The sequence below is a fragment of the [Clostridium] saccharolyticum WM1 genome (assembly GCF_000144625.1).
GTDB classification, from domain to species: Bacteria; Bacillota; Clostridia; order Lachnospirales; family Lachnospiraceae; genus Lacrimispora; species Lacrimispora saccharolytica.
This window is the reverse complement of the sequence record NC_014376.1, coordinates 4,533,837-4,548,006: the sequence shown is the minus strand read 5'-3', so window position 1 is coordinate 4,548,006 and position 14,170 is coordinate 4,533,837. Positions and strand designations below refer to the sequence as shown.

Here is a 14,170-nt window from a genome sequence, read left to right as displayed (position 1 = left end):
TATGAAACGTTTGAAAGACCCTTGGATATATCTTACGTCCCTTTTTGTTATCCTTAGCATCGTTGCAATCATCATTCCCATGTTTTGGATTTTTGCTTCCGCTGTGATGCCCAAAGAAGGCGGTATATCTCTCATAAACTTTGTTAAATTCTTTACCGAGCGTACCACAAAGAGCGCCTTTAAAAACAGTTTAATACTGACTGCGGTTATCACCCCTGTCACCGCTCTGATAGGTGTTCCCATCGCGTACTTTATGGCGCGGTATAAAATCAGGAATAAAAACCTGATAATTACATTAATTACCATGGCTTCCTGTGCCCCTCCCTTTTTGGGGGCACAGGCATGGGTAATCTTACTGAAACGATTTGGTTTTTTTAACTGGCTGATTCAACTGACAACAGGCATTGATGTACCGTTTCGCTTAAAGGGGATTCCCGGAATTGTATGGGTAAATATCTGGCCCCTTTCCGCCCTGGTATTTCTTACCTGCTATGAAGCCTTTATCGCTCAGGACCCTGCCCATAAGGAAGCCTCATTAATCCTTGGCGGCAATAAAATTGACACGCTGTTAAAAATTGAGCTGCCACTGGCTCTGCCGGGAATTCTTACCGGGCTTTTAATGGCGGGACTTGGCGCTTTCTCCGACTTTGGTGCGCCTTATATGCTTGGGGGCGAGTTTCCGGTTATGCCGGTTGTCATTTACAATGAATTTGTCAGTGAGATGGGAGGAAACTTGTCCAAAGCAGCAGCGGCAGGTATCATTATGTTGTTGATTGCCGGAGCATTTCTCACATTGCAGCGGATTATTCTGGCAGGAAAGGCGTATTCCTCTATCTCGGCGAAACGGTATGAGGAAAAAACACCGGGCAGGCTGCTTGGCTTTGTTATTACCTTTATTGTATTTCTCTATGTGATTATTTCATTTATGCCTCACATTACGCTGTTGGTATATTCCCTGTTCCGGTTTAAGAACGGAAAGCCTGTCATTGACTTTGCAGCAAATGGGCTGCCCATCATCAGGCTTACACTGGAAAACTATTATCATCTGTTTTCCCATTATTACCGCCCGATCTTAATGACTTTCTTCATGTGCGGTCTGGCTACTGTTTTAAATATTGTGGTGGGTGTGGGCATTGCATTTATTATTGTACGGAAGCGTTATAAATTGTTTTCTCCTTTTTTGAACTTCTCAGTTATTATTCCCTATGTTGTTCCTGGGATGACCATGGCCATCGGTTACATTGTTGTGTTTAATAAACCGCCGATTGTTCTGACTGGCACATGGATCATATTGGTATTGTCATATTTTATAAGGAAGCTGCAGTTTTCCGTGAAAAACGCAGAAGCAGCCTTGTATCAGGTCCATCCCTCCCTGGAAGAAGCCGCGTTAATGGTAGGGGCTAAGCCCGGCAGAGTGTTCATAGATGTTACCTTAAAACTCATGATGGGCGGGGTTTTAAGCGGCAGTGCCCTGGCCTTTACTCAGATCATGACTGAATTCAGTACCAATATTATGCTGTACAGGCCGCCGTGGGAGAACATGGTTGTAGTGATCTTTCAAAAGGCGATGTCGGCGAACACCGATTTTGGCATTGCATCCTCGATGGCTGTATTGTTGATGATTTTCGTATTTGTGCCTATGTATCTATTAAGCAGGATGGGGCGGGAAAATGTTAAGTTTCAGGAGAAAGGTTAAGGGGTGGAATTATGAATGACAACATATCGCTGAAACCAGCATCAATAAAAATTGATCATGTCATTAAGAAATTCGGTGAAGTTGAAGTATTAAAGGGAGTTGATATTAATATTCAGCCTGGAGAGTTTTTTACATTATTAGGGTCTTCCGGCTGCGGAAAAACTACCTTGCTGCGATTGATTGCCGGCTTTGAGGAACTGTCAGGAGGCCATATTTCTTTCGATGGAAAGGATATTTCCTCTTTAAATCCATGGGAACGGAATGTAGGGTTTGTATTCCAGAACTATGCGCTCTGGCCCCATATGTCCATTTATGATAATATTGCCTACGGACTGCGGATGAGAAAGCTTCCGCAAAAAGTCATTGATGATCGTGTGCGATGGGCTCTGTCAGTGGGAGGCCTGGAAGGAATGGAGAAACGTCATCCCGGCCAGCTTTCAGGCGGGCAGCAGCAGCGGGTGGCAATAGTCCGGGCCCTGGTTATTCAGCCCCAGGCTCTTTTGCTGGATGAGCCGCTTTCCAATCTGGACGTAAAGCTTCGTATTAAAATGCGTAAGGACATAAAGGATTTACAGCGGCAGGTAGGCATCACTGTAATCTATGTGACCCATGACCAGGAAGAAGCGCTGGAGATTTCCGATCGAATTGCGGTATTTGAAAAGGGAGTTGTACAGCAAATCGGAAAGCCTCAGGAAATTTATAAAAATCCGGCAAATCCTTTTGTCGCACAGTTTGTGGGCACCAGCAATTTTATAGAGGGAACTATTTCAAATGGAGAGTTCGTCACTCATTCAGGAAAGCCAATACCCCTACGACCAGGTATTCAGGAAGAGGGAAGGGTAAAGCTTTGTTTTCGCCCGGAGCATGTACGTCTTGGCCGCATTCAAGAAGAAGGAGCCTTTCCGGTCACAGTGATAAGCGGAGCGTACCGGGGCAACTGCGTAAACTGTGTGGCAGAGGTGGAACCGGGGCTGGAATTAACCATTCATACGGATGAAGAATTTGAATCCGGTGAAAAGCTGTGGTTAAGCATTCAAAAGTACTCTTATTTTAAATAACAATAATCATAATAAAAACGAAGGCTGCTCTTAGGTTTATATATTTGTATAGGAGATAAGAATGTGAACAAACAGATTGGAATTGGCCTGAATGCCGACTGGATAGACGGAGATGACAGTAAATTGAGGCATTGCCTGGATCTGGTCCGGGCTTCAGGGGGAAATTGCTGCGAATTGATTATGCATTCTATGGATGTACTTTTAAATGGCAGGCTTTTAAAGCAGCGGGTATCGGCTGTGAAGCAGATTTTAATGGATTATGATTTTACCTATTCCATTCATATGCCTTATCGTTTTCATCCTCATGCCATGGAAGAGGCGGAAAGTCTGGCGTTTTTTCAGTCCTGCATAGACTTTGCAAAACAAATCGGTGCCCCAAACATAACGGTCCATGCCAGTCCTCTGGCAGTGGATGATGAAGACGGTCTTTTAAAGGATATTGCCTATTATAAAACAATAGCACAGTATGCCGGAGGTGTCCGGATAGGGATAGAAAATCCGTACTATGCAGGGGATATTGAAAAATCCCGGATGATGCTGGGGGTAAATCCGAAGGATTTAGCAGCACATATCGGGAGGATAGGCTGTAATAATTGCGGGATTACGTTAGATTTCGGTCATGCTTATCTGTCAGCCCAAAACTATGACCGGGATTACATATCGGATATCCGTAATATGGCTCCTTTGGCCGTGCACCTCCATGTGCATGATAATTTCGGAAAGCATGGTGAAATGAAAAATTATATGGATAATTTTTCAAAAGGAATCGGTGATTTGCATCTGCCGCCTCAGTGGGGGGAGATCCCTTGGAACCAGGTGCTGCCTTTTTTTGAAGGTTTTAAAGGAATTTATATTCTGGAAATGGAATTCCGGCTTTATCATTATTTTCAGGAAGGCGTCGAATTTCTAAATAATGCATCAACAGCTCCCCAACTTAGCCGCCTGTAAACCAATGGCCAATGTCAGCAGGCCGGCTTGGAAACGGTTAAGGAAGAACCTGGAAGCAGGCAATATGCTTCCAGGTTCTTCCTCTTATAAAGTATCACAGACCCGCTGGGGCCATTATCTTCTGCTTTTATCTATGGAAATTTTACTTTGCGTCAATCACTTCCTTTGCCATAGCAAATAAATCGTCACAGCTTAAATCATCAGCGGAGCTGAGGGAATACACCATATTATTTTCACTCCAGCCCACATGACGGTATATCTTACGCTCTTCTTGGCTGCTTCCGTAGCTGATCATCAGCTTCCCTTCTTCTTCCAGCTTTAAGTCTTCCTCAGATGGTTTGGCATCCGGCGGCAGAAACAGATAGTTATATTCATAGGCTGATAAAGTGATATCCTTATAAACCTCTTGTTTTTTTGCATCGGAAGAATCCTGGGAAATCATGTCCTGGTGCTGGTAGACGTCAAGTGCAACACGGTTATTTTCCCCATAGCCGGCATAGAGTTCCGGGTAGGTGATCATTGGATTCTGGTTCTCATCTCTTCCTTCCACGTTTGTTATGATGCCTTCGTTAAAAGCAAGGCCGTTGGAAAAGGTATCTACCAGCTTTGGGACGGTTCCCATCTTGCTTTTGGCTGACTGGATCAGCGCATCCTTTGAATGTACCATTTCATTGCGGGATACAGAGCTCATAAGACTTGTAATTTTACCTCCTGCTATTGCTGTAACAGTTCCCATTACCGTTATAGTGCACATTGCAGCCAAAGCTGCCACCATTCTCTTTTTATTAAACTTCATATTTCTGCTCCTCATTTCTATTTTTTTATGAATTTCTCTAAGACAACGATCCTCTGCCCGGCCATCCGGCATTACCTGATCCAATTCAGCCTTTATGATTTGCTTTAATCTGTCATCTTTTCTGTCATCCATGACAAAATCCCCTTTCCATTTCTGTTTTTTCAGCGCCGTCAGCTTTTAATAAATCCTTAAGCAGTTTTCTTGCCTTATGCAGACGGGATTTTACCGTTCCTTCCATGGCTCCTGTAATTTGAGCAATCTCTCTGGTGCTTAATTCGTTGTAATAATACAGAAGTACCACTGTGCGGTATTTCATATCCAGATGGCTGAGTGCTGCCTGGATTTCCTTTGCTGTTTCTGCCTCTAAAACAGATTCCAATGGCCCGTCTGTTTGTTTATCCTCCCGGATGTGTTCCGCGCTCTTTTTATCCTCCTCATTTTCCAAAATGCCTTCGAAAGAGATCTCGGCTCTCCCTTTTTTCTTTCGTTCCAGCCTCCATGCGGTTCGGACCAGGATCTGATACATCCACGGCTCAAAACGTTCTGCTTGCTTTAATTTTGACTTGTAGAGATAGCATTTTACAAATGTCTCCTGCAAAATGTCCTCACTGTCACTTTGGTTGCCGGTAATAAAATACGCCATACGGTACAGCTTTCCGGAATAGGAACGGTATAGTTCGTCAAATGCTGCTTCGCTGCCATTGATCATGTTCTCTACCAAAGCCCTTTTTTCTTCCATCATAACCTGTTTCCTTTCCTTTTTAGATGCATCTGATAATAAGAGTCACCAAAGTCCCATTTGGTTCATTTTTTATAGGATAAATTTTAAAAAATATGAAAACAAAGGACCGGGGACGGGAAACTGACTGCTGAAGTTTCCTTCTCCGATCCTTATGGCTTATAAGCTTCTGATGTCAAATGCATTGTACGGCTCCTGATACCGGCCGCTAAATTCCATTCTTATTCCTCTTGATCACCTTAAGCCTAGTAAACTCCTCCCTGTCCTTTTCTTCCAGTGAATTGGTAATATTCTTTGTCAGGGTCTCATACCTGGGTATGGTAATGTTCTTTAAGGCATTGGCCCGTTTCTGCGTCCTTTTAATGCTGTTTGCCAGACGGTAGGCGGAGTTCTCTACCATGGAAAGCTTTACCGTCAGCTTCTTTACCTTTTCAAACTGGTAACGGGCTTCATCCAGGGATTCCCTGGTGCTGTAATAGGCATAGGTCAGGTTTAAGGGCATTTCATCATGCTCAACCAGAGGAATCTCTGTTCCCATGATGCTTCTGGTTTTGATGCGTACCGAATTGTCCACAGGAACAGCCAGGGCAATGTCCTGTACATAGTTGATTCCCAGCTCGATGTTGGCCTTTTGCAGGGCCTTGTAGGCGGAGGTAAAGGTGACGTCGATTTCCGACTGGATGCCCTTTGCTTCATCAATCAGGCTCATCAGCTCCTTGATGAGGATGTTCCTTTTTTTATCCATCAGCTCATAGCCCTGTCTGGCTAAGGCCAGAGAGCTTTTCGCGAGGATTAAATTCCCCTTGGTGGGAAATGTATTGGGATTCATGGATATCCCTCCTATTCTGACCATCCGCCAAGGGTGGTTGGCTTGTAATACTGGTCTAAGACCTTGGTGTCGATACGGTCCAGCTCGGCTCTTGGAAGAAGTCCTAAAAGCTCCCAGCCAATGGTAAGGGTTTCTATGATGTTCCGGTTGGCATGGTTTCCCTGTCCCACAAACCGGTTTTCAAATTCTTTTCCGAATATCAGATATTTTTTATCAATGGGAGACAGTTCATCCTCACCGATGACCGATGCCAGGGCTCTGGCGTCTCCAACCTTTGCGTAGCAGGAGAACAGCTGGTTTGCAAGCCCTTGATGATCGGCTCTTGTATAACCTTCTCCAATGCCGTCCTTCATCAGACGGCTTAAGGAAGGAAGGACGTTAATCGGCGGATAAACCGACTGGCCGTATAAACTGCGGTCCAGAACGATCTGGCCTTCCGTAATGTATCCCGTAAGGTCCGGAATGGGATGGGTGATGTCGTCGTTAGGCATAGTCAGAATGGGAATCTGGGTCACGGAACCATGGCGGTCCTTTACAATGCCGGCCCGTTCGTAAAGGGAAGCCAGCTCGCTGTATAAATAGCCGGGATAACCCTTTCTGGAAGGGATTTCACCCTTTGAAGAGGAAACCTCACGAAGAGCCTCCGCATAGGCGGTCATATCGGTCAAAATCACCAGTATGTGCATTCCCTTTTCAAAAGCCAAGTATTCTGCCAGGGTCAGGGCTACCTTAGGTGTAATCAGACGTTCCACTACCGGATCGTTAGCCAGATTGATGAACATGGCGACATGGTCGGAAACGCCGCTTTCCTCAAAGGTACGGCGGAAGAAGTCCGCCACATCGTATTTCACCCCCATGGCAGCAAATACCACAGCAAATTGTTCACTGGAAAGGGAATCATCCCCTAAGGAGGCCTGCTGTACGATCTGGGCAGCCAGTTCATCATGGGGAAGGCCGTTTCCTGAGAAGATAGGAAGCTTTTGTCCCCGGATCAGGGTCATCAGCCCGTCAATGGCTGAGATCCCGGTGCGGATATAATCCCTTGGGTATTCCCTGGTAACGGGATTTAAAGGCTTTCCGTTAATATCCAGACGGATGTCGGAGCTGATGTCTCCAAGTCCGTCTATGGGCTCACCGATGCCGTTAAAGGTACGTCCCAGCATGTCTTCCGACACGGCAAGTTCCATAGGATGTCCCGTAAGGCGGGTATGAACATTCCTTAAGGCCAGCCCATCAGTCCCCTCAAATACCTGGATGATGGCCTTATCCTCGTAAACTTCAATGATGCGTCCCAGTTTCTTTGTCTTTTTTTCTACGGTCATTTCCACGATTTCGTCGAAAGCAGCATTCTGGACGCCTTCCAAAACCACCAGGGGACCGTTGATTGCACTTAGTCCTAAATATTCGATAGCCATAGTCTGCCTCCTCCCTATGCGTTGCGTTCGATGACGGAATCATAGAAAGCATCTACCTGCTTTTTGTAGTCATCAAACATATCAAGTCTGTCGTTAGGTACATCATATTTAATGGAAATGATCTTATCGAAAATTGGATCTTCCTTTAATACAGACATAGGCATACCCATGGAAACCAGGGAACGGGATTTCTTGTATAAATAAAGGATTAAGTCCATCATACGAAACTGCTTTTCCATTGGAACGCAGGTATCTTCTTTATGGAATGCGTTCTGCTGCAAAAAACCGATCCGGATGACCTTGGAAATTTCCAGTATCAGCTTCTGGTCATCCGGCAGCATGTCTCCGCCGATAAGCTTTACGATCTCCATAAGGCTGCTTTCCTGGGTCAGAAGAAAGACAAGGCGGTTTCTGTAGTCTACAAATTTCTTATCCACGTTTTCCACATACCAGGGCGCTAGGTCCGTCAAATATTCAGAATAGCTGCTGAGCCAGTGGATGGCCGGGAAATGACGTTCGTTTGCCAAGTTCCGGTCCAGGCCCCAGAAGCAGCGCACAAAACGCTTGGTGTTCTGGGTCACAGGTTCAGAGAAATCGCCTCCCTGAGGAGATACGGCTCCGATGATAGTGACCGAGCCTTCGGTTCCGTTCATGTTCTGCATCATTCCGGCTCTTTCATAGAAAGCCGATAAACGGGAAGCCAGATAAGCCGGGAAGCCTTCCTCCGCAGGCATTTCTTCCAGACGTCCGGACAGCTCCCTTAAGGCTTCCGCCCAACGGGAGGTGGAGTCTGCCATGATTGCCACATGATATCCCATATCCCGGTAATATTCCGCCAGGGTCAGTCCCGAATAAAGACTGGCTTCCCGGGCGGCTACGGGCATGTTGGAGGTATTGGCGATGAGGGTGGTCCGGTCCATCAGTGGATTTCCGGAGCGGGGGTCAATGAGTTCAGAGAATTCCTCAAGCACCTGGGTCATCTCGTTGCCCCGTTCCCCGCATCCGATATAAATAATAATATCCGCATCAGACCATTTGGCGATCTGATGCTGGGTCATGGTTTTTCCTGTACCAAAGCCCCCGGGTATACAGGCGGTGCCTCCCTTTGCAAGCGGGAACAGGGTATCAATGATTCGCTGTCCGGTGATCAGTGGCTTTCCTGCCGGATATCTCTTTAATATGGGCCTCGGAACACGAATGGGCCATTTCTGGGTCATGGTGATCTTGGTTTCAGATCCGTCAGTCAGCTGGAGAGTCAGCAGGGGATCAGAAATGGTATAATCACCATCTTCCACAACATCAAGGACATAACCTTCCATATCGGGAGGAATCATGACCTTATGGACAATGGCAGGAGTTTCAGGAACCTCTGCAATGATAGCTCCGGGGAATAAGTGATCTCCCTTTTTTACGGTTATGTGGGTATTCCAGAGCTTTGCGTTGTCAAGGGAATCCACATGAATGCCCCGGTCAATGTATGCTCCTCCGGTCTTTGAAATCTCACTTAAAGGACGTTCGATCCCGTCAAAGATGTTATTTAAAATACCGGGAGCCAGTGTGACGGATACGGGAAAGCCGGAGGAAGTGACGGTTTCTCCCGGCTTTAGGCCGCTGGTTTCCTCATACACCTGGACAATGGTGCGGCGGTCCGTAAGGCCGATGACCTCACCTACCAGGTGGTCTCTGCCCACATAGACCATTTCATTCATTCGGAATCCGGAATCGCCCTTTAAATAGATCACAGGGCCGTTGATACCGGAAATAGTGCCTGTATTAGTCATTGTCCGTACCTCCCATCAGATCCTTTACATCAAAGCGGAAGTCCCGTTTTGCCTCCGCCAGCTTGGTTTGAAAGGAATTGTCTATTAAAATATGCCTGGAAGGGATAACGGCCCTGGTTCCGCCCAGAAAGGAATATTCACTTAACCGGATATCAGAGCCGCCTGTAATTGACAGTTCGTTGACCTTATCTTCATCCGCAGGATCCATATAAATCGTAATGAATTCTTTTCCTGCCAGTGCCTTGGCTTCCTTTATCTGTTTTTCCAAAAGCCTGGTATATTCCGGGGATTCCATAAATCTGGCCAGTTTGTCCCGCAGTTCTGAAAACAGCTTATCTTTCAGTTCATCCTGTTTCTTACCAAAGACCCGCTTCATGCCGATCTGTTCCAGTGAAAGCTTTTTATTGATTTCCCGTTCGATCCGTTCACTTTCCAGAGCCACTTCCCGGGCGGCCCGGCTTTTGGCATCCTCCTGATGCTCCGAAAAGGTCTGCTCTAAGGCTGCCGTATATTCATCAAGCATCTTTGCACTGCGGGTTCTGGCATCTTCCATACAAAATTCCAGGAAATGCTGTAATTTTTCCTCAGTTGTCAAGATGACCACCTCTTTCTTATAGTTTTAATCCGATGGCTTCATTCACGTAATCCGTGATAAAGTTGGGCTTGCGGCCGGTTCCATGGCGGTCAGGGATCTCTACAATCAATGGGAGCTTGCGGTTCAGCTTTACATCATTGATGATATCCGGAAACTCTTTTCCGAATTTCTCCGTCAAAAGAATGATCCCGATTTCCTTATCGGCCAGGACTTTATCCAGTTCGCGTTTCAGTTCCGCCTTTTCATGTACGACAGCACCCTCTACTCCGGCCAGCCTCATGCCGGTCCAGGTGTCCACGTTGTCGCTGATCAAATACATTTTCATTGGTTACAGCTTTCCTAAGATCATGAAAGAAATGATCAGACCATACAGACAAACACCTTCGGCGAGCCCAACGAAGATCAGTGATTTACCAAGTATGGATCCATCCTCGCTGATGGCACCCAAAGCAGCACTGGCAGCCGCGGAAACGGCAATACCCCCGCCGATGCAGGCAAGCCCTGTGGAAAGAGCGGCAGCCAGATATCCCATTCCTGCGATGCTTCCCGTACCTGCGGCGGCTGCTTCGGCAGCAGAAGCCTGGCCGTTAAACATAAATACACTGGAAATGATGACAGTTCCGAAAAATAACAGTGCGTTGATACCAAGTGCGGTTTTATACCGGCCTTTTGTTTTTTCGCCCATGGCAAAGGCTCCAAAGGGGACTGCGATACTTAAGGTTAAAGCGATGGCTAATGTAATTTTTACTAAGGTTGACATAATATTACCTCCGTTTTTGTTTTTAATTTTTCTTACCGTATGGTTTAAATGCGCGTCCGGTTCCCCGGTAAAAACGGCTGAATAATTCATAATATTCCAGACGCAGTACCTGGATTCCAACAATCAGGCCTTCCATGCCGCAGACGAATAGGTTACCGAGAATCACCACCAGCCAGTTGGGAGTTCCTGCTTCTGCGCCGGATAACATGAGTACTACCTCCATCATGGCTGCGTGACTGACGGCAAAGGCTCCAACACGGACAAAGGAAAGGGTGTTGGAAAAGTAGCTTAAAAGCACTTCAAACAGCTCGAAAAAGCCCTGGACCACAAACATGCCTTTTTCCTTAGGCATGATCTGGGCTTTCTTTTCCACCAGGTTGGTGAGGGGTTCCTTAAAGAACATGACAACCAGCGGGATGACAAACATGATTACCAGGAGCATGGCGGCGGGAATGGAGTTTCCTGTCATGTAAAGGACGATGGTGAGCACCAGGCTGGCATAAAATACAAGTCCGGCAGTGCCGTTTGTATCAAACAGGGTCCGTTCCGGGTCATGGAAGCGGATGCTGTTTATGATATTTAAAACCATGGTCATCAGGATAATTCCCATGCCGATGGAAACCGCTACGATAAATACGGTATTCAGTTTTCCGATAAAGGGCAGATTGGTCATGTGCTCCATAGGACGGAGCCATACGGCGTGAATGATATTTTCAAACCCGAAAAAGCTTCCGAACAGAAATCCGAAAATAGTTGAAAAAAAGCCGCAGCAGGATATAATGGCAGCCAGATTCATCTTTTTCAGCCGGTATAGGAGGAATCCTCCAAGGAGAAGGCACATCCCCTGCCCTACATCCCCGAACATAAAGCCAAAGAGGAAGGAATAGGTGATACCGATCAATATGGTGGGATCGATCTCATTGTATGCCGGCAGGCCATACATCTGTATGAACATCTCAAAGGGCTTAAATAGCTTCGGATTATGAAGCTTGGTAGGAGGCTTGCTCATAATGTTGTTATGGTCATCCTCCATAAAGCAGAAGGTTTTTTTATCATCAGAAATTTCCTTCTGAAAGGCCGCGGCATCCCGGTTGCTCATCCAGCCGCAGATAATATAAAAGGTGTTTACATTTTGCTTTGTACAGGCGGCCAGTTTCCTCACGTTAAAATTTGTGGAGAAAATTTCCAGCCTGTTTAATGCTCCTGATAAGTCATCCTGCCTTGCAGACAGCAGACCGGACATCTGCTTGCGGATGCTGTTTATATCTGCCTGGAGGGTATTGATTTTATCTTCCAGATAATGAATGGCATCCAAAGGCGTACCCTCATACTCATCCGGCAAAAAGAAGCGTTCAAAATGCATGGAAGCGTAAATCGCATCAATCTGGTTTGAGATGGTTTCCGGAGCAAAATAAACCAGCCAGACATACTGGTCATCTTCCCTGCATTTATAAAGGACGGTATCAATGGTATCATAGACGTAACTCTCAAATTTATTGTAATACTCATGTGTAATACGCCCAAAACGGAATTTAATGTACTTAAAATGAAGGATGGAGCTTAAATCATAATTAAGTCCTGTAAATGGAAGGATCCGGTCCAGGGACTGGCGGAAAGAGTTTTGCTCAGCCAAAAGGGCTTCCTCCTTAGCCGCAAGATCCTTTACCTTTTCTCCCACCTCTGCAACGATTCCAGCGGCCTTCTCAATAGAAAAATACTTCCTGTTGTTTGCCTGATTGCCCGGCGGAAGTAATTCCGCCAGTTCTGTGGCACGCTGGTATGCGTCCTTGTATGGATTGGTTTCAATATAAGGTCTTAAGTCCTTTACTGTTTTTAATTCCGACAGGGCATTTTCCAAATGGATTTCATATTTGGATAAATAGGTGTCGATGACCCGGTCAATATCCTCCTTGGGTCCGGTGATACTTAAGAATTTCATCTTTTCTATCACGGAAAAGCAACCCCCTTTATTTTTTTACCACATAGGAGATGATTTCATCCGGACTTACACGGTACCGGACGCTCTCTATGAGGGTGATAATCTTTTGAATTTCTTCCTCCTTAAAGTAAAGATAGGAATTGAGCGCAGCAATGGAATATGGATTCTGCCTGCTGGTGGAACGGTATATTTTGTCCAGTATTTCCTGAGTCAGACTTTCTAAGTCCGGCATGTCCGCGGCTTCCAGATCTGCTTTCCGTCCGTAAAAGGTGGTCCTAAGAACAGAATAGAACTCTTCCAGTGTGGCAGCCTCTGCCAATTTCGTAATCTGATCCTTATTCAAATGGTAATTAATAGGGATGAGAAGGGAATAAATATCGGCAGGAGGTAAATGGTAATATTTTTTGGAACGGTAGATCCACTGGACATTGAGCAGATCCAGCTTGCTTCCAAAGCAACGGGTAAGAAGCTCCTGTTCCTCCCGGGCAAGATATTTGCCCATGACCTTCCATATGGTTTTGAAGTATAGCAAATCCAGGTGAACCTCATAATCAAACAAGGAAGGCTGGTCGGCATCGTCTAAGTGTGCCAGAAGGTCATAATAGGCCGAACCTTCCAGGTTTGCGATAAACTCCTGCAGATCCCCGGCGGCCGACAGTTTTATTAAATCCAGCCGCGAATGCTTCTCAAAAAACTCCTGAAATACAGAGAGATCGATATCCAGTGGGTTCCGCCCCATTGCATTGCGGAAGCATTTCTTCAGGATACCGATTTCAAAGTGCATAAAATATAAGTCCAGAAATTTACGCTGGGTCAGATTGGCGAACCGGTAGAGCTTGGCAAAATCCTGATACAGAGAAAGGATCAGCCGCTGTTCAATGGCTCCCCTGTGAAGGGACACGCCCTCTAGGTTTGCAAACAGCCCCTCATAAGCAGTCAGATGCCTTAAATATTCCACTGCGTCAGATACGGTTTCTAGGGCTGCCATCTCGCGAAACTGGCTGCTGGTGATCAGATGGCTCTCCATGGCTCTTACCTTGGTTGTAATGCCGCTGTAGGATAGTAAGTCTCCCATAGGATCACTCCTTTATCATAGTATTGAATAATTCCTCCACATATTGTGTATGATGTTCTTCGTAACGCTGCTCCATGGCTTCCAGGATTCTTTGAGAATCCCGTCGCTGTTTTTCCAGGCGGTCATTCATACTGATTTCCATGTCAGCCTGGAGGTCTTTAATTCTTTTACTGGTTTCCTCTTCCAATTTGGCATCAAATGCGGCAGTTCGCTCTTCCATTTCTTTGGCAAAGGCCTTCTTGCGCTCATTGGCATCATTCATAATGGAGGCCGCAGCCGATTCGATTTCGGATATTTTCTCAATAACGGTATCCATACCGTCCCCTCCTTTTCGTTAGTTATCTCCTGATGAATCAAACGGATATGGTTCCTATCCAACTGATTCAAAAATTCAAAATAGAAAGATGTTTTTCTTTCTGCCTTGTTCATTGAAAAGCATAGTGCTTAATTTATAATGATACTACAATTTTAAAAAAATGCTATAGGCTGTTATAGAAAAATGACAATATAATTGAAATTTTATCATAAATATAAATTAC

The 14,170-nt window shown here is 45.7% G+C and carries 14 protein-coding genes; 3 read left to right on the top strand and 11 right to left on the bottom strand.

Annotated features, from left to right (window positions below; genetic code table 11):
* The first annotated feature begins 1 nt into the window (after position 1).
* From CLOSA_RS21100 to CLOSA_RS21090, 3 genes are all read left to right on the top strand, one after another.
* Positions 2 to 1,696, top strand: coding sequence for an ABC transporter permease (locus CLOSA_RS21100; RefSeq protein ID WP_013274759.1), 1,695 nt, complete (start codon positions 2 to 4; stop codon positions 1,694 to 1,696).
* Between the two features lie 11 nt (positions 1,697 to 1,707).
* Positions 1,708 to 2,754, top strand: a complete 1,047-nt coding sequence (locus CLOSA_RS21095) for an ABC transporter ATP-binding protein (protein WP_013274758.1) — start codon at positions 1,708 to 1,710, stop codon at positions 2,752 to 2,754.
* A 63-nt stretch (positions 2,755 to 2,817) separates the two neighbouring features.
* Positions 2,818 to 3,702, top strand: a complete 885-nt coding sequence (locus CLOSA_RS21090; protein WP_013274757.1) for a sugar phosphate isomerase/epimerase family protein — start codon at positions 2,818 to 2,820, stop codon at positions 3,700 to 3,702.
* 142 nt (positions 3,703 to 3,844) lie between these two features.
* Here the strand turns inward: CLOSA_RS21090 and CLOSA_RS21085 are convergent, their stop codons facing one another.
* The 11 genes from CLOSA_RS21085 to CLOSA_RS21035 form a co-directional block, all read right to left on the bottom strand.
* Positions 3,845 to 4,630, bottom strand: coding sequence for a hypothetical protein (locus tag CLOSA_RS21085; RefSeq protein ID WP_013274756.1), 786 nt, complete (start codon positions 4,628 to 4,630; stop codon positions 3,845 to 3,847).
* Positions 4,623 to 5,240: an RNA polymerase sigma factor gene (locus CLOSA_RS21080; RefSeq protein ID WP_013274755.1), complete on the bottom strand. Its 618-nt coding sequence runs from the start codon at positions 5,238 to 5,240 to the stop codon at positions 4,623 to 4,625. The genes CLOSA_RS21085 and CLOSA_RS21080 overlap by 8 nt, the downstream gene beginning before the upstream one ends.
* Before the next feature lie 205 nt (positions 5,241 to 5,445).
* Positions 5,446 to 6,066, bottom strand: a complete 621-nt coding sequence (locus CLOSA_RS21075; protein ID WP_013274754.1) for a V-type ATP synthase subunit D — start codon at positions 6,064 to 6,066, stop codon at positions 5,446 to 5,448.
* A gap of 11 nt (positions 6,067 to 6,077) precedes the next feature.
* Positions 6,078 to 7,481 carry a V-type ATP synthase subunit B gene (locus tag CLOSA_RS21070; RefSeq protein ID WP_013274753.1) on the bottom strand — a complete coding sequence of 468 codons (1,404 nt, stop codon included), beginning with the start codon at positions 7,479 to 7,481 and terminating at the stop codon, positions 6,078 to 6,080.
* A 14-nt stretch (positions 7,482 to 7,495) separates the two neighbouring features.
* Entirely contained in the window at positions 7,496 to 9,262 is a 1,767-nt protein-coding gene (locus CLOSA_RS21065) for a V-type ATP synthase subunit A (RefSeq protein ID WP_013274752.1), read from the bottom strand.
* Positions 9,255 to 9,857, bottom strand: coding sequence for a V-type ATP synthase subunit E (locus CLOSA_RS21060; RefSeq protein ID WP_013274751.1), 603 nt, complete (start codon positions 9,855 to 9,857; stop codon positions 9,255 to 9,257). Before CLOSA_RS21060 ends, CLOSA_RS21065 begins: the two co-directional genes overlap by 8 nt.
* A 16-nt stretch (positions 9,858 to 9,873) precedes the next feature.
* On the bottom strand, positions 9,874 to 10,182 hold the full coding sequence (locus CLOSA_RS21055; RefSeq protein WP_013274750.1) for a V-type ATP synthase subunit F: 309 nt from the start codon (positions 10,180 to 10,182) through the stop codon (positions 9,874 to 9,876).
* Between the two features lie 3 nt (positions 10,183 to 10,185).
* A complete protein-coding gene (locus tag CLOSA_RS21050) occupies positions 10,186 to 10,617 on the bottom strand; it encodes an ATP synthase subunit C (RefSeq protein WP_013274749.1) in 432 nt (143 codons plus the stop codon).
* 22 nt (positions 10,618 to 10,639) lie between these two features.
* Positions 10,640 to 12,568: a V-type ATP synthase subunit I gene (locus CLOSA_RS21045; RefSeq protein WP_013274748.1), complete on the bottom strand. Its 1,929-nt coding sequence runs from the start codon at positions 12,566 to 12,568 to the stop codon at positions 10,640 to 10,642.
* A 16-nt stretch (positions 12,569 to 12,584) separates the two neighbouring features.
* The gene (locus tag CLOSA_RS21040) at positions 12,585 to 13,631 is read right to left on the bottom strand and encodes a V0D/AC39 family V-type ATPase subunit (protein ID WP_013274747.1); all 1,047 of its coding nucleotides are present in this window, start codon (positions 13,629 to 13,631) and stop codon (positions 12,585 to 12,587) included.
* Between the two features lie 4 nt (positions 13,632 to 13,635).
* The gene (locus tag CLOSA_RS21035) at positions 13,636 to 13,947 is read right to left on the bottom strand and encodes a hypothetical protein (RefSeq protein ID WP_013274746.1); all 312 of its coding nucleotides are present in this window, start codon (positions 13,945 to 13,947) and stop codon (positions 13,636 to 13,638) included.
* Positions 13,948 to 14,170: the final 223 nt, after the last annotated feature.